Origin of the sequence: Paraburkholderia rhynchosiae (genome assembly GCF_002879865.1) — a bacterium.
GTDB lineage: Bacteria > Pseudomonadota > Gammaproteobacteria > Burkholderiales > Burkholderiaceae > Paraburkholderia > Paraburkholderia rhynchosiae.
In genome coordinates, this window is record NZ_PNXY01000031.1 from 44,991 (window position 1) to 60,812 (window position 15,822).

General features: G+C 60.9%; 11 protein-coding genes. 7 read left to right on the top strand and 4 right to left on the bottom strand.

The genetic code is table 11. The annotated features are described in order from the left end of the window. Positions 1-294 precede the first annotated feature (294 nt). The 7 genes from C0Z16_RS30005 to C0Z16_RS30035 all read left to right on the top strand — a co-directional run bounded on the left by C0Z16_RS30005 (position 295) and on the right by C0Z16_RS30035 (position 9,494). Positions 295-1,323: an AraC family transcriptional regulator gene (locus tag C0Z16_RS30005; RefSeq protein WP_102635677.1), complete on the top strand. Its 1,029-nt coding sequence runs from the start codon at positions 295-297 to the stop codon at positions 1,321-1,323. Between the two features lie 341 nt (positions 1,324-1,664). Continuing rightward, positions 1,665-3,023: an MFS transporter gene (locus C0Z16_RS30010; protein WP_102635678.1), complete on the top strand. Its 1,359-nt coding sequence runs from the start codon at positions 1,665-1,667 to the stop codon at positions 3,021-3,023. 120 nt (positions 3,024-3,143) lie between these two features. After that, a complete protein-coding gene (locus tag C0Z16_RS30015) occupies positions 3,144-3,869 on the top strand; it encodes a nitroreductase (protein WP_102635699.1) in 726 nt (241 codons plus the stop codon). A 14-nt stretch (positions 3,870-3,883) separates the two neighbouring features. After that, positions 3,884-5,536: an AMP-binding protein gene (locus tag C0Z16_RS30020; protein ID WP_102635679.1), complete on the top strand. Its 1,653-nt coding sequence runs from the start codon at positions 3,884-3,886 to the stop codon at positions 5,534-5,536. Between the two features lie 115 nt (positions 5,537-5,651). Beyond that, positions 5,652-6,635, top strand: coding sequence for an NADPH:quinone oxidoreductase family protein (locus C0Z16_RS30025; RefSeq protein WP_102635680.1), 984 nt, complete (start codon positions 5,652-5,654; stop codon positions 6,633-6,635). A gap of 217 nt (positions 6,636-6,852) precedes the next feature. Beyond that, positions 6,853-8,523, top strand: a complete 1,671-nt coding sequence (locus C0Z16_RS30030) for an alkaline phosphatase family protein (protein ID WP_102635681.1) — start codon at positions 6,853-6,855, stop codon at positions 8,521-8,523. Between the two features lie 260 nt (positions 8,524-8,783). Next, positions 8,784-9,494: a glutathione S-transferase family protein gene (locus C0Z16_RS30035; RefSeq protein WP_102635682.1), complete on the top strand. Its 711-nt coding sequence runs from the start codon at positions 8,784-8,786 to the stop codon at positions 9,492-9,494. 115 nt (positions 9,495-9,609) lie between these two features. Here C0Z16_RS30035 and C0Z16_RS30040 read toward each other — a convergent pair whose 3' ends face one another. The 4 genes from C0Z16_RS30040 to C0Z16_RS30055 form a co-directional block, all read right to left on the bottom strand. After that, positions 9,610-12,432 carry an ATP-binding protein gene (locus tag C0Z16_RS30040; RefSeq protein ID WP_102635683.1) on the bottom strand — a complete coding sequence of 941 codons (2,823 nt, stop codon included), beginning with the start codon at positions 12,430-12,432 and terminating at the stop codon, positions 9,610-9,612. Further along, positions 12,429-13,559: a substrate-binding domain-containing protein gene (locus C0Z16_RS30045; RefSeq protein ID WP_102635684.1), complete on the bottom strand. Its 1,131-nt coding sequence runs from the start codon at positions 13,557-13,559 to the stop codon at positions 12,429-12,431. Before C0Z16_RS30045 ends, C0Z16_RS30040 begins: the two co-directional genes overlap by 4 nt. Positions 13,560-13,968: 409 nt before the next feature. Then, a complete protein-coding gene (locus tag C0Z16_RS30050) occupies positions 13,969-14,286 on the bottom strand; it encodes a hypothetical protein (RefSeq protein WP_102635685.1) in 318 nt (105 codons plus the stop codon). A gap of 174 nt (positions 14,287-14,460) precedes the next feature. After that, entirely contained in the window at positions 14,461-15,645 is a 1,185-nt protein-coding gene (locus C0Z16_RS30055) for a TIGR03118 family protein (RefSeq protein ID WP_102635686.1), read from the bottom strand. Positions 15,646-15,822: the final 177 nt, after the last annotated feature.

Here is a 15,822-nt window from a genome sequence, read left to right on the forward strand (position 1 = left end):
TGGATGTCACCTGGACGGTTATGTGACATGACCGCACGCCGCTGCACAGCCTCGGCCGACAAAGCTACGTCCACGACGATCTACTGGCTGCTGATGGTAAGCGGCACGCGAGAGTTCGCCCATGCCCATAGACCTCTTCATGCATGAGCCTTTCGGACATATCGTGCGGGGATTCAGTTGCTCAGTAGCTTTCGTCGGCCGATGACTAACGACTAACGGCGGCCAGTCGTAACAGGTTTCACTTGCGCCCGGCAGCGATTAACATCAGTGCACTTCTGTGGGTGGAACCTGACCATGAATGACGCTCAAGACAAGGGCACAACCTCTATCGGCTTGGTGCGTGAAGCGATTCTTGTCGCGACGCAACGCAATCTGGATGTGCCGGCGGTACTGCAGCATGCTGGCATCGCGGCAGAGTTGTTGAATGCCCCGAAAGCCCGCGTGTCCGCGTTAGCTTTTTCGCGCCTATGGGCAGCTCTGGCCGATTTAATGGACGACGAGTTTTTCGGTCTGGATAGCCACCCACTGCGCCGGGGCAGCTACGCTCTGATGTGCCACGCGGTGCTGCATGCTGACAACCTGGAACACGCGCTGTGTCGCATGTTGAAGTTTCTGCGTGCGGTTCTCGACGACATTCATGGAGAGCTACGCTGTGAGGGCGAACATGCACTGATCGTCCTGCATGATGATGGGCGCACGCGCCGCCTCTTTGCCTACGGGACGTGGTTCATCCTCGTGCATGGCCTTGCCTGCTGGCTCGCACGCAGACGGATTCCGCTGATCGAGATGAGGTTTCGTGCTTCCGCACCAGTCGATGACAGCGACTACCGCATGCGCTTCTGCGAGGACGTGACCTTCTCCGCCGACGAGACCCTGATCCGGTTCGATCGCAGTTTCCTCGACCTCAAACTGGCCGAGACGGAAACGAGCCTGCACGCGTTCCTGCACAACGCACCAGCGAACATCCTGGTGAAATATCGCAATGAATCCAGCACGACTGCGCTGATAAGGCGCCGCCTGCGAAACCAGGTCCCCGACGACTGGCCTGACCTCGATGCGTTGTCGCAGTTACTGCATCTGTCTTCGGCCACGCTGCAACGCCGCCTGCTGGCCGAAGGCATGAACTATCGGCAACTGAAAGACGAATTGCGCCGTGATATCGCCATCGAGTTGTTTTCCAATAGTTCTCTCACGGTCGCTGAAGTCGCTGCACGGACCGGATTTCAGGAAACCAGTGCATTTCACAGGGCCTTCAGGAAGTGGACGGGGGCCAGCCCCGGAATGTACCGCCATGGCCGGACGACTTCCTCAGAGACGACCTGATAGTGTCGCCGAGGGCGCACACGAGGAGCGAGAGCAGTGTGTCCAGAGACTCATTCAAGCTGAAGCAAGCCGGTCCGACAACTGATTTCTTAAAGCCGGTAAGCCATTTCTTCCAGTAACCCGCTGAGAGCTGCCGCCCATGGCACAGCGCCTCGAACGCCGGTGTTCGGCGACCTCATCCCGGTTGAAGTCGATGGACATGGACTGCCAGCCCCGTCCGGTCGACACTGATCACAGCACGGTACCAACAGCCAATCCGAGCCGCGACAAGGCCGCCCCATTGAGGGCGCTGTTGGAACTCGCGTGGACTTCACCCACGACATTAAATCAAAGGAGACAAGATGAACCAGATAGACGTGCACTCACTCGCGGGTGAGGCCAGATTCAACGGCTTTCACACCCTGGTGCTGTTCTGGTGTGTGTTGATGCTGATAGTCGACGGCTACGATCTTGCCGTTGTGGGTGCAGCGCTGCCATCGATCATGAAGGACATGGGCATTGACGCGACCAGGGCCGGCGTCATGGCCGGATCGGCACTGTTTGGCGTGATGGTCGGGGCGATTTTCCTTGGCACGCTGGCTGACCGTTTCGGCCGACCCATGATGATCTGTGTATGCGTGGCGCTGTTCAGTCTTTTCACCGCAGCGGCCGGGTTGACCCACGATCCCATCACTTTCAGCATGACGCGATTTATCGCCGGCCTGGGGATTGGCGGGGTCTTGCCGATTGTCACCGCGCAGATGGCGGAGTTTTCGCCGAACGCGTTGCGCACACGATTGGTGACGCTGGTGTTCGCGGGCTATTCCATTGGCGGAATTCTGGTGGCGCTGACTGCAAAGCAGCTTATCGGCAGCTACGGCTGGCAATCCGTCTTCTTTGCCGCAGGCCTGCCTGTCCTGCTGATTCCGTTCATTATCAAAACAATGCCGCATTCGATGGCCTTCCTGGTCAAACGCGGCCGGCATGACGAACTACGCAGCGTGATGAAGCGGTTGTTGCCCGACTATCCGTTGAGCGGTCATGAGCAGTTTGCCGGGTTTTCATCGGACACTAACAAGGACACTTCGGTGCGGCGCCTCTTCGAGGACGGGCGCGGCTTCAGTACCACGATGATCTGGGTCGCGTTCATGACTGGCCTCTTCATGGTCTACGCACTCAGTTCGTGGTTGACCAAGTTGATGGCAATGGCTGGATACAGCCTGGGTTCAGCTTTGAACTTCGTGATCGTCTTCAACGTCGGCGCCATCGGCGGCGCGGTCTTCGGCGGCTGGCTCAGTGACAAGGTCGACATCAAGCGGGTGCTGATTGCGTTTTACGCCGTCGGGGCGGTGGCGCTGTCCTTGATGGGCTACACCAGATCGACGGAGTCATTGTTTGTCGTTGTATTCCTTGTCGGCGCATCGACGCTCGGTACACAACTGCTTGCCTATGCTTATGCGGGTGACTTCTACCCTCATGCAATCCGGTCTACCGGTGTTGGCTTCGCTTCTGGCATGGGCCGTATCGGCGCAATCGTGGCCCCCGTGCTCATCGGTTGGCTCGTCTCCTTGAAGCTGCCGCTCGAGCAGAACTTCATGGCAATTGGACTGGCGGGGCTCATCGGTGCGGCGGCGGTGACGCTGATCAATCAGACACGTGCTGACTCGTACCGCTCGAGCAGCGCGCCCGTCGCCGTAGTTCAGGGCAGCGCAGGGCGGTGATGTCTCGGCCTTATGGGTTTCATGGCCGAGGTTGGCGCGGCGAGCGCGGCTCGGACTGGCTCTCCACTCAAAATGCACCGAATGACTCAGTGCACATCAATTTTCAATGCCGGCAACAAAATGGACCGTCTATCTCCTCCTCCTTTCAGCTCGTTTGCCGACGTCAGTCGAGCCGTCGACTGGGCACTCGTCACCCGGCGCAGCGTGCGTGCTTTCCTGCCCATACCGGTTCCCCGCGAGGAAATCGAGTCGATTCTCAACGTTGCCCGCTTTTGCGCAACGGGCGTCAACATCCAGCCCTGGCATGTGCATGTCGTGACAGGCCCGACGAAGTCACGCCTGTCTGCTGCCATCAACGAGATCGATGATGATCCTGCGCGCAGTTCAGACCTCGAAGAACCGTACGATTACTACCCGCGCGAATGGATCGCGCCATATCTGGACCGTAGGCGCGAGGTCGGCTGGAACCTGTACGGCCTGCTCGGCATCGAGAAGGGTGACAAGGAGCGGATGCACGCTCAGCACGGCCGTAACTACAGCTTCTTCGATGCGCCCGTAGGTCTGTTCTTCACGGTTGACCGGGTCATGCGTGAAGGAAGTCTGCTGGACACGGGCATGTTCCTGCAAAGCGTCATGCTCGCTGCCCGGGCGCGAGGCCTCGACACTTGCCCGCAGGCGGCTTTCAACAAGTTCCACCGTGTGATCGCCAACGAACTGTCCATCCCCGACAATCAGATGTTGGTCTGCGGAATGAGCCTGGGTTATGCGGATCACGGTTGCATCGAGAACTCGCTCGTAACGGAGCGCAGCCCGGTCGGCGATTTCACTACTTTCTACAAAGAATGAACGGAGACAGAGTCATGAGTGCAAAGGCTTATTCTCACGGACTTGAGAAGAACGCGGCAAACCACGTTCCATTGACGCCGTTGACTTTCCTTGATCGAACCGCCGACGTCTATCCGGATCGGACCGCGATCATTCATGGCGACTTCCGGCAGACGTGGGCCGAAACCCGCGAGCGTTGCTATCGCCTCGCGTCGGCGCTCGTTCAGTTAGGGATCGAACCGGGCGATACGGTGTCGATCATCGCGCCGAACACTCCGGCCATGCTTGAGGCTCACTTTGGCGTGCCGCTGTCCGGTGCCGTGCTCAATGCCGTCAATTGCCGCCTCGATGCAGACGGTGTCGCATTTATTCTGCGCCACGGCGAATGCAAGCTCCTGCTTGTCGATCGCGAGTTTGCTCCGCTGGTCGAGAAAGCATTGCAGTCGGTACCCAATTCGCCGCGCGTGATCGACATCAACGATCACGAGGCGCCTGACGGCACCGCCATCGGGGAAACGGATTATGAGTCGCTGCTGGCGAGCGGCGATCCGGCATTTGCCGGTTGCCACCCGGTCGATGAGTGGACGCCGATTGCGTTGAACTACACGTCGGGTACAACCGGGGATCCGAAAGGCGTCGTTCCGAGCCACCGCGGAACGTATCTGATGAGCCTGGTGCAGATGACGAACTGGCCGCTCCCGCGTGCGCCGATTTACCTGTGGACGCTTCCCATGTTCCACGCGAACGGCTGGTGCTTCACATGGGCAATTACTGCCGCGGCTGGAACCCATGTATGCCTGCGCAAGGTGAATGCTGCCAATGTTCTCTCTGCGATTGCCAAACATGGTGTCGATCATTTTTGTGCCGCGCCGATTGTTCTGTCGGGCATCGCAAGCATGCATCAATCGGAATGGCAGCCGCTGCCGCGCCGGGTGCGGGTTCTTACCGCGGGGTCGCCGGCGCCGGCCGCTGTTCTCGAGGCCGTTGGCGCAATGGGTTTCGATGTCGACCACGTGTTTGGCATTACTGAAATTTCCGGCACGCCGATCAGTTGTGCATGGCATGACGAGTGGGATGCGTTGCCGGCGGAGCAGCAAGGAAAATTGAAAGCGCGGCAAGGTGTGCGTGCAGCAGCGTTCGAAAAAATGTCGGTCGCCGATCTTGCGACGCTTGAGCCAGTGCCCGCCGATAGCAAATCTTCCGGCGAGGTTCTGGTCCAGGGGAATACGGTGATGATGGGATACCTCAAGAACCCCGAAGCAACGGCAAAAGCTTTTGACGGCGGTTGGTTCCATACCGGAGATATTGCCGTTGTTCATCCTGATGGCTATATCCAGATCACAGACCGCTCCAAGGATGTGATCATCTCGGGTGGAGAGAACATTTCGTCTGTCGAAGTGGAGGAGGTCATCTATCGCATGTCGGGCGTTCTGAATGCGGCCGTGGTCGCGCAGCCTGACGACAAATGGGGCGAGACGCCTTGCGCGTTTATCGAGTTGAAGGCCGATGCCCCGAGCATCACGGAGGAGGATGTAATCTCGTTTTGCCGGCAGCGACTGGCGCATTTCAAATGCCCGCGTCGGGTGGTTTTCGGCGAATTGCCCAAGACCGCTACCGGGAAGATTCAGAAGTTCCGCCTGCGGGAGCAGGCGGGTAGCCGGGTGGCGATCACGAGACTGGCGCAATGAGGCTGCTGGTCTACTGAACGCGCCACATGCTATGAAGTGCAAGTACAGTCAAGTGCGATGTAGTCAAGCGTATTCGCGAGCGGGCTGGTCCTGGTACTCGATATGGAGGTAAAGCATGCGAAGCTTCTTGGGTTCGGCGTTCGATCTCGACTCCTATGCATTGGTTGACGAGCCCTTGCCAGAGCCGGCTAACGGGCAACTGCGAATTCGCATCGAAGCAACGGCTCTCGGTTTCGTTGATGGGCTGATGATGCAAGGCCGCTATCAGATCAAGCCACGCTTGCCTTACGTCCCCGGTGGAGAAATTGCTGGCGTGGTTGACGCCGTGGGTTCGGGCGTGACGGCACAACTTGTCGGCGAGCGTGTCGTCACGTGGCAGCTTGGCGGAGGCCTGGCGGAATATGCGGTGGTCGATGCCGCTGACGTCGACATTGTCCCAGGCGGGCTACCCATGCCCATTGCCGCAGCCATGCTGGTCGACTACCAGACGGCACACTATGCGTTGTTCGATCAGGGACGGTTAACGGCCGCCGATACGTTGCTGGTGCTTGGAGCGGGCGGTGCGGTGTCGTCCGCCGCCATTCAGCTTGCAGTGCACGCTGGGGCTCGTGTGATTGCCGCGGCTTCGAGCGAGTTCAAGCGAAAAGCCGCATGCGAGCTAGGCGCAGTGCATGCGATCGACTACAGCCTTCCGGATTGGCGTGATGCGCTCAGGAAGGTGGCGCCAGAAGGCGTTGACGTCGTGCTCGACCCTGTCGGCGCCAACATGTTCGAGCCGGCATTCCGCTCGCTGTCCAAAGGCGGCCGTTATCTCGTGGTTGGATTTGCGGGCGGAGCCATTCCGTCGCTACCTGTCAACCTGGCACTTCTCAAGAACGCCACCCTGCATGGGGTCGATATACGGTATTTCCTGGCCAACCGTCCGGAGCATGCGCGGCGTGTACGCGCGGCGCTGTTTTCGATGGTTGCCCGTGGCCACCTTCAACCGCCTGCGACCATCACGTTTCCTCTCGCAAACGCAAGCGACGCCGTGCTGGCAACCTTTGATCGTGACAGGCGGGGGAAGATTGTTGTGCTGCCCGGCGCGGGCGCTCTTTGAGCCGGTGGATAAACCGCTGTGCCGCTCCTTTCTGCCTAGCATGAAAACATTATGGAAACCTTAAAGCGCGCATAAGTCGCGCTAATTGTGGCGGTCTTTTTCGAACTATCACGACGTCAGAAAACCGAAAGCACCAGTTCATCCGGAGGACTTAAATTCATTGCACATTCACGTCCGTACTACCGAATCTTTCACGACCATGCCAAAAGGAAAGGACATGAAGACGATCAGGAGATGGATGTGGATGCCCCGTGCCATTGGCGCTGGCGTTGTGCTTGTTGGCCTGCATTCGCAGGGTGTTGCCGCGCGCGACGGGCATGATCGCGAGCACCAGCATGACGCGGTGAAGCACGTGCTGCTGATAAGCTTTGACGGCTTGCACGAGCAGGACGTGGCGCGTTGCATCAATTCAAATGCTTGCCCTAACCTTGCGTTGCTGGCCAAGGCCGGAACGACCTACACGAATGCACACACGCCCGGTCTTTCGGACTCTTTTCCGGGCCTGGCGGCGTTGGTGACGGGTGGCTCGCCCAAATCCGCGGGTCTCTTCTACGACGTGTCGTATGACCGCACGCTCTACGCTCCTTCCGATACCAACTGCACGGGCAAGCAGGGTTGGAACGTTGTGCTCGACGAGACCGCCGGTATCGACGCAGAGAACGGTGGCGCGCTGACGCATCTGAACGGCGGGGGTGCATTCAATCCGCAGGCGATTCCGCATGCGCTGATCAACGGCGTCTGCCAGTCTGTTTATCCCCACAATTACGTGCAGACCAACACGATTTTCGAAGTGGTCAAGCAGAGTGTGACCGGCGCTCGCACTGCGTGGGCGGATAAACACGCCTGGGGCTACGACTGGCTGAATGGGCCATCGGGCGCGGGTGTCGACGACCTGTCGCGCACGGAAATCAACTCGATCGATCCGGCGACGAACACCGCCTACACCGACCGCTACAGTCACACGGAAGCCTTCGACAACTTCCATGTGCAGTCGCTGATCGACGAGATCGACGGAAAGGATTCGACAGGCCAGTCCACTGCGAGCGTACCCACGGTGTTCGGCGCCAACTTCCAGACGCTGAGCGTAGCGCAAAAGGCACCGGTCGCGACGGGTGGCGGCTATCTGGATGCGAGCTTTACGCCGGGGCCGCAGGTAAGCGCCGCGATTGCCTATCTGGATGGCGCATTGGGCCGGATCGTGTCCGAACTCAAGCAGCAGAATCTTTATTCGTCGACGGCGATCATCGTGACGGCTAAGCATGGCCAGTCGCCGACCGATCACTCGAAGCTGGTGAAGAACGGCGACACGCTCACCAAGCTGCTCGAAACGAACAACTACCTCGATCCGAACGGCAATTTCGGGCAGGCCAATACAAAGAGCGGCAACCTGAACGACGGTACAGGTCTGGTCGGCACCGGTTTCGTGCAAACCGACGATGTCGGCCTGATATGGTTGCACGATCCGCGCCAGTTATCTGCGGTAGTGAAAACGCTGAAGGACAACCTGGGCTGCAATGCGCCGGGGATTTGTGCTGACGGCCGGGAAGCGTACATCCTCTATGGACCGCAGTTGGCCGCAAAGTTCGGCGACCCGGCTCGCGGACGCACGCCCGACATCGTGGTGCAGCCGAATCCGGGCGTCATCTATACGTCGAGCACGTCGAAGGACGAAGAGCACGGCGGCAACGCGCCGGACGATAGCCACCTCGGTCTTGTCGTCTATACGCCTCGCGCGCATCGCGCCGGACAGCTCGTCGACGAACGGGTGCTGACCACCCAGGTCGCGCCGACGATCCTGCGCATGCTCGGTCTCGCCCCTGAGTTGCTGCACTCTGTGGCGCTTGAAGGAACGCGTACGCTGCCTGGCTTCGAACGCGAGCACTTCTAGACGCGGCATGGTCTCTGCGGCTCCGGTTTCGATGCCGTTCAGCCGCGGAGGCCGTGATAGCCAGGTTTAATCTGGCGATCGATAGCAAACTGCGCGCTTGCGATCTGACGAAAGCGTCTGCGCCTTGACGCCGTGTGCAGACGCTATGGCGGTGAACTTTTCGCTGGCGCGGGCAGACAGCAATAGCGTGTCCAATAAATTTCCGATATTTTTGCTCCAGCGTTTGTGCCTGTTCCCGTGGCGCAAAAAAGGAGTGCTTCATGCTGACGCTCTATTCCTATCCTGACCTCTTCGGCGTTGCCGATAACAATCCGTTTGGTCTGAAGGTATTTGCGTTCATGCGGCTGTGCGGGCTCGATTTCAACCATCGTCACGTCCTCGATACAAGCCTCGCGCCGCGCGGGCAGCTGCCGTATCTCGTGGATGGCGACCATACGATCGGCGACAGCGACAGCATCATCGCTCATTTGACGCGTCGGTACGATCTGCGCATCGACAGCGCGCTTTCGCGGGAACAACTGAATCTCGACTTCATGGTCCGTCGAACGCTCGACGACCTGTACTGGACGATGAGCTTTTCACGCTGGCGCGACGAGCGCTTCTGGCCGTCGTTTCGCGACGCCGTTCTCGCCGCGCACCCGGACGTGCGCGAGAGCGATCTTGAAGCCGCGCGCGAATATAACCGCTTGCGGTATCACTATCAGGGCATCGGCCGCTATGAGCCGGAGCAGATCTACGCAAGAGGTATTGACGATCTTCGCGTTGTGGCGGACCTGCTCAGCGACACCGGTTATGTTTTTGGCCCCGATCCAGCCACCGTTGATGCAGCGATCTATGGCTTCGTCGCCAATATCTACTTCTACGAAATCGACACGCCGTTGAAGCAGTACGTGCTCTCGCGCCCAGCGCTCGTGCGCCATTGCGAGGCCATTCATCAGCGGATTGGCGCGCCCATGAGGTCATCTCCCTGAGGTGCTGAACTGGCTGCCTGGCCAGCGCGGGCAGCGCGGTCCGCCAAGGTGGATGTCCAACGGCCGCACTGCGTCATTCCTCAGGGCGCGGATTGTGCGGTCCCAATCATGGAACTCACTTCCTTTCCAGATATCGCTCGACAAAGCGGAGGATTGCCTTGGACCGGTAATCCTTCGCTAGCTGGCACAGGTGGTCGGCGAAAGGGCGATACCGCTCGTCGAGCTCAATCAGGTGCGTGGCGTGTTGCGCGATGGCGCGCATGTCGCCTAGTCGCGCCAGGTGGTGCAGCGCTTCGATTTCCCCCGGCGGCGGCACGATCACGATGCCCGTGGACGCATCGGCGGCGTGGACAGCCGTTCCGTCCGCTCCGGTGGCTTGCGTCTGTGGAACTTCGTCGCTCCACTCGATATTCAGGAGAGCCGAGATCTGTGACAACAGCCCACTGAAATCAACCGGTTTTGACAGAAAGGCGTTTGCACCGGCCGCCAGGCTTCTCGCTGCATCGCTCCCCGACGCGCCAGCGGAGACCGCAACGATCGGCAGATCCCTGAACTCCGGCATTTCGCGCAGGCGTCGCGTCGCTTCGAGCCCGTCCATCCCGGGCATGACGACATCCATCAGGACGAGCGCTGGCCGCAGCGCTTTGGCTTTCTCCAGGGCTTCCAGTCCGTTGCTGGCCTCCACCATGTCGAATCCGAGCTGGCCGAGCATGTCGACCGCCACGGCACGGTTTGCCGCGACGTCATCCACAACGAGGACGGTCTTGCGCGGCCCCTTGTAGCCGATCACTGTCCGCTCTGTCGGGACGACAACTGCCTGAGGCGTCACGACGGGTACATTCAGCTCGAATGAGAAAGCGCTTCCCGCACCGCGGCGGCTCTCGACGTGTATCTCGCCACCCATCAGGCGCACGAACTGCCGGCTAATGGCGAGGCCCAACCCCGTGCCGCCGACCCGGTGCTGGGCATCGCTCACCTGCTCGAAAGGCCGGAAGATCGCCTCAAGACGCGCTTCGTCTATGCCGATGCCGGTATCCTGTACCTCAAAACGCAGCCGCGTGGGCGGCAGCCAACCGACGTGCAGGCTCACACTCCCTTCGTCGGTAAATTTGATTGCGTTGGAGAGCAGATTGAGCAGCACCTGGCGCAGCCGTTTTTCATCCACCCGCACGCCCGTGGGGAGATCTGCTGCCATCTCGCAAGCGAACGCCAAGCCCTTTTCCGCTGCCTTCACCTGAATCGTCTCGGCGATGAAATAGATGAACCGGTCAAGCGGAATGTCCGACAGGTTGAGCTCCGCCCGGCCGGCCTCGATTTTGGCCATATCCAGAATGTCTTTGATGATCGCAAGCAGGTGTTCGCCGCTGCGCTGGATCACCGTTATCCCGTCGGCCTGGCGTTGATCGAGGCTCTTATCGCGCTTAAGGATCTGCGCATAGCCCAGAATCCCGTTCAACGGCGTGCGCAGTTCGTGGCTCATGTGGGCAAGAAAGTCGCTCTTGGCCTGGTTGGCCGCGTCGGCGTATTCCTTGGCGACGGCCAGTTCAGCGGTTCGCTCGCGGATCATGTCTTCGAGGTGCTCGCGATAGCGCCGCAGTTCCTCTTCCGCACGCCTCTGCTCCGTGATGTCCCGGGAGATGCCGAGCAAGAATTGCGGCTCGCCGCGCACGTCGAGAATCGGTATCTTCATCGTGTGCACGAGGCGCGGCCCGTAACGCGTGTGAACCGACTCAGCCGGCACGTCGACCAGCTGCTGCGACTCCAGCACGTCACGATCCTTCAGCACGAAGAAGTCGGCCTCCTGCGCTGGAAACAGGTCATGGGCGGACTTTCCGATGAGTTCCTCGCGCCGGTAGCCGAGCAGTTGCTCTCCCGCCTTGTTAAATCGCACGAAGCGCAGCGTCGCCGCATCCTTGACGAAGATCGTGTCGGGGATGTTCTCGATAATGCTGTCCAGGAAGTGCTCGCTCGCTCGCGCCGCCTCTTCGGCGTGCTGTCGTTCGACAATCTCAGCCGTCTGGCCCGCAAGCGCCGTGCTGAGTTCGGCCGTGCGCTGGGCGACGCGTGCCTCGAGTTCAGCGTTGAGTTGCATCAGCGCGTTCTCGGCTTGCCTGCGCTGGCGCCGGTCTTCGAGGAACTGCTCGACTGCGCGCGCCATATCGGCAATCTCGTCGCCACCGTGAACGGGGACGCCGGCTTGCACGCTGTCGGCATCGCCGTGCCGCAGGAAGTGGCTGACCCGGCGCAGCCGTGCCACCACGTGGCGACCGAGGAATGCGCGGGCAATCAGCCAGGCAAGCAGCAGGCTCACCGCAACTTCGCCGCCCACCCACCTGCGCGTGCGGTTCATGTCATCGGCCAGATCCTGGGCCGCTTTGCGGTAGTCGCGCGTGAAATGCTCCGACTGCTGGCGCGCCGCGGCGGTCAGGGCGTCGGCCTGGCGGCGCAGATCGCCGTCGAGACTAGCCAATGACACGCCAGGTCGCGCCGCGGCCGCCGGCGCGACCCCGGCGGCCAGCGCGCTCTCGCGCACCTGAGCCTCGATGTTGACCGTGTTGCGGAAGCGCTGGCTCGACCGGTGCAGCGCCAGCGCGTCGATACCGACGTTGTCGCTCGTGGTCGCGGAGGCGAGGCGGTCCACCAGGCGGTCGAAAGATGCCAGCTGTTCGATGACATGCCGATGCGTCTCGCGCACAGCGTCCACCGTGTCGTCACTGGACAACTGCAACGCCAGGCGTTCGATCATCAGAGTGCGCTGCGCGAGGCCCTGTGCGTCTTCCTGGCGCGCCAGCCGCTCTTCGGCCAACTGGCTGATCGCGTGGGCGGAATCAGCCAACGAGTAAATGGTCGTGGCACCGACCGCGACCACGAGCGCCGCGAGGCAAGAAACCACGAGCGTGAACTGTGCGGTGAGCGAGCGCGGGAGTCGAAGTTTCACTGTCGCTGCCAGATGCGGCGGTAGATGTCGCGATAGCCGTTGGCCGGGTCGTAGAGCAGACGATCGCCGCCGTCCGTGGCGATGTTGTCCGCCGTCACGAGATGCACTGGAAACACGTAACCCGTGACGCCTCCGCCGGCGAAGAGCCGGTTCATCTCGTCGACCAGTTGCCAGCCGTGCAGATTCAGGGGCTCCGCGACGGTGCCTGTCTGGAACGTGCCCGTGCGGATACGCAGAAAGGCGGACTCACTGCCGTCGCCCGCCGACAGCATGGCCATGGCGGTGCTCGGCATTCCGGCTTGAGTGAGCACCGGGGCGGCGTAGTCGAAGTAGATGTCGTTGACGGCCAGCGCATACGTCCAGCGCTTGCCATACCGCGTGAGCAAGGCGCGGGTTGCATCCGGTATCAGTTCCTGGCTGCGCGAGATCGCCACGTCGCGCATGTCAAGCAAGGTGCAGCCGCTGCACGCGCGCACGACGGCAGCCATTTCATCCGCCTTGCCTTGCGCAATCCGGAAATTGGAGTCGCTGAAAATGACGACTCCCGCATGCCCGCCGGACTGCACGATGGCCGCCAGCGCGGTCACGCGCGCGACCTCGAACGGATCCGTCGCCACGTTCATCGCCACGGGCGTGCCGGGTACCGGTCCGGCCTGGGCCGCGACATGCCAGCCGACAATCGGAATGCCTCGCTCGGCAAAAGGCCGCAACCCGGGCAGCAGGGCGCGTGCGTCGCCACCGACGATGACCAGCCCGTCTGGACGACTTGCCAGCGCATTCGCAAGCATTTTTAGCCGCAAGTCCGGCGTGCCGCCTGAGTCGAATATCTTTACGTTCCAGCCGATGACCTTCGCCGCCTCCAGGACACCGTCGACCACTCCGACGATGCCTCCGTTGCGCAGATCTTCCGCGACGATAGCGACGCGTTTTCCAGGTTGGGCGCGCGGCCCGTTGCGCGGCCCGTTCCAGGGCGCAGCCGGTTGCGCTGCGGCATCGACGACGCGCTTCGCTTCGGCCAGGTAGTCCCTGGCGGCGGAGGCTGCGGGCACGGGGGCAGTCGGCATACCCTGCGCCGTGGCAACCGACAGCATACATGCGCATTGCAATGCCAGAAGCAAGCCCCTCATGCTGTTCCCCAAGGGCCCCATCGAGGTTGATTGACCGCAATTGATGATGTACCCAAATTTTCGCGTGCAGGGCGACCCCGCCAACAAGATATTACACTTGCTGATGGGCGTAACGCGATGCCGGTGTTGCGCAGCCGGTGCGGTTCGTAGGAATTGGTGGCACGTCAACGCAGTTCCGCGGTGACGCTCGCCTTGGACGTGCCGGAAAGCGTCATGGGACCGCACGAATGAAAGCGTCGTTGCAAATGGCGAGTGTCGATGCGACGCACCGCCCACCGGTCATCACGACACCCGGCGCACAACGTCATTCATAGTAGCCGCCGACCGGTGACGTTCGACGATCCGCTACGTGCAAACCCGGTCATGCAAGTTCAGCGCTATTCAAATGGCGTGCCTCGGCCCATGGCGCTCAACGCCGAACTCCTCTCATAGCCTCTGATTCCATGGCAGCGTGCCGCTCTTCGCTCGCCTCGATCGGTTCCATGGCCTCGTCGATGGAGGCCGCTGCGCGCTCGGAAGCCGCTATCGCTTCGTCGACAGCGGTGCCCGGTTCTCCGTCGTCATCGGCAGGGGGAGCCAGCATGTCTCGTAGCATGGCGGCCAGTTCTGGGGTGTCCCACGGCGCGCCACGCCGCTTCTGGTTCTTTATGTAATGTCTGACTTCCGCGTCCTGCTCCGACGTCAAGGGAAGGCCGCGAAAAGTGCGTGTGGGGTCAGAGTTGATCATGGCGCCGCTCCCGGTTGTGTTCCACATTGGGAGTGTAGTCCTATCGCGTCCAGATGCCTCTTTACGGCAAAGCCACGCGCACCGTCTGTTCTTTCATCAGACGAATTGAAAGACTGGACCGTCATGGCGGCGTGGATCATGGCGTGGTCCGACATGCCGGTCGATGTCTGGAACCTACATGCCAATGCTCGAACCGCCGCTTGAACTCGTGCCAGTGCTCGTTCCGGCGGTCGAACCCGTGGTCGAGCCCGAACTGGGTGCCGGATTCAGATCGATTCTTCCATAGACACCATCCGCTTCGTCATTGGGCCCTGCGGCGAAGAACAGCGTGGTGGCAGGCTGGTTATTGAGCCCGTTGCCGAACGCGATGCCCCACAAGCCCTGTTCGACGATCGCCTTGCCGTTCGACCCATTGATAGAACCCATCGAATGACCGCTCGACGCGTTGAATGCGTTGATCGTGCCGTCGCCGAAATTGCCGATCAGGATCGCGCCGCTCAATGAGCCAAAATTGGCCGGCGCTTGCGCAATGCCCCATGGCGCATTCAGCGCACCGCCCGTCGCAAAGTGCTGCTTGAGATTGCCCGCCGTGTCGAATACGTCGACCATACCGAGTCCCGCTCCGGCTACGTCGTCATGTTTTGCGGAATCCTGCTCCGCATAGGTGACGAACAGATTCGACCCGATCAACTGGATGCCGAAGGGCGCAAAGCCGGCAGGAATGGCCGGGTCCGTAAAGCCGCCGGGCATTGTGACCTTGGCGAAGCTGGTGTCGAAGACGTCGACTTGGTTGTTATGGAAATCGGTGGCGTAGAGGAAGTTTTTGCCGTTGTTCGCCGCGAGCGCAAGGCCCTTGTAGACGGCGCCTCCCGTGCCGTCGTCGTACATGACGAACGCATTGGTCGGCCCAACGGCAGGCGCCCACGCAGTGATAGTGCCGCCTTCGCCCGTGAAGATGAATGCGGCGAGGCCAGACTTGCCGTTTTCCGTCACGTTGAAGCTTTGCGTGCCGTTGAATACGATGCCGGTTGGCGCCGCTGGTCCGTTCTTGCCGTCGGGTATGGTGACGACCAGCGATTGCGGCACGCCGTTGCCGTCATAGAGTGTCGCGAGATTCGTGCCGTTGTCGGCTACCCAGACGAAACCTTTTGGATTGAAGGCGACGCCCCAGGCGTTCTTCAGATTCGGGTCCGTGTGGGACGCTGACACGGCGCCATCCGAGACGAGCGCCGTTGCGGTGAACGACGACTGCACAGGTGGACCAGAATTGTTCGAACTGGAACCGCCGCCGCATGACACGAGTGTCGCGATAGCCGCGCCGCAGGCTACGACGGTGAACGCTATGAGTAGAGACTTCATGGCCGCACTCCTTGTTCCGTCCAAAGGTGACAACGGTCAATGAACGAGAAGGCGAGCGGGTTTATTCCGGTGGTGGGGGCTTATTTGCGCGTGTTTGCCCGATGGGCCGGTTCGGCAAATGGATTCTCGGCGTGGCCCATCGCAGTCAGTATTTCCGTCATCAGCTTCGCCCCCGGT

What these genes read in the sequence shown, in the direction of transcription:
- C0Z16_RS30005 (WP_102635677.1), top strand. Translation starts at nt 295, where the DNA reads ATGAATGACGCTCAAGACAAGGGCACAACCTCTATCGGCTTGGTGCGT.
- C0Z16_RS30010 (WP_102635678.1), top strand. Translation starts at nt 1,665, where the DNA reads ATGAACCAGATAGACGTGCACTCACTCGCGGGTGAGGCCAGATTCAAC.
- C0Z16_RS30015 (WP_102635699.1), top strand. Translation starts at nt 3,144, where the DNA reads ATGGACCGTCTATCTCCTCCTCCTTTCAGCTCGTTTGCCGACGTCAGT.
- C0Z16_RS30020 (WP_102635679.1), top strand. Translation starts at nt 3,884, where the DNA reads ATGAGTGCAAAGGCTTATTCTCACGGACTTGAGAAGAACGCGGCAAAC.
- C0Z16_RS30025 (WP_102635680.1), top strand. Translation starts at nt 5,652, where the DNA reads ATGCGAAGCTTCTTGGGTTCGGCGTTCGATCTCGACTCCTATGCATTG.
- C0Z16_RS30030 (WP_102635681.1), top strand. Translation starts at nt 6,853, where the DNA reads ATGAAGACGATCAGGAGATGGATGTGGATGCCCCGTGCCATTGGCGCT.
- C0Z16_RS30035 (WP_102635682.1), top strand. Translation starts at nt 8,784, where the DNA reads ATGCTGACGCTCTATTCCTATCCTGACCTCTTCGGCGTTGCCGATAAC.
- C0Z16_RS30045 (WP_102635684.1), bottom strand. Translation starts at nt 13,559, where the DNA reads ATGAGGGGCTTGCTTCTGGCATTGCAATGCGCATGTATGCTGTCGGTT.
- C0Z16_RS30050 (WP_102635685.1), bottom strand. Translation starts at nt 14,286, where the DNA reads ATGATCAACTCTGACCCCACACGCACTTTTCGCGGCCTTCCCTTGACG.
- C0Z16_RS30055 (WP_102635686.1), bottom strand. Translation starts at nt 15,645, where the DNA reads ATGAAGTCTCTACTCATAGCGTTCACCGTCGTAGCCTGCGGCGCGGCT.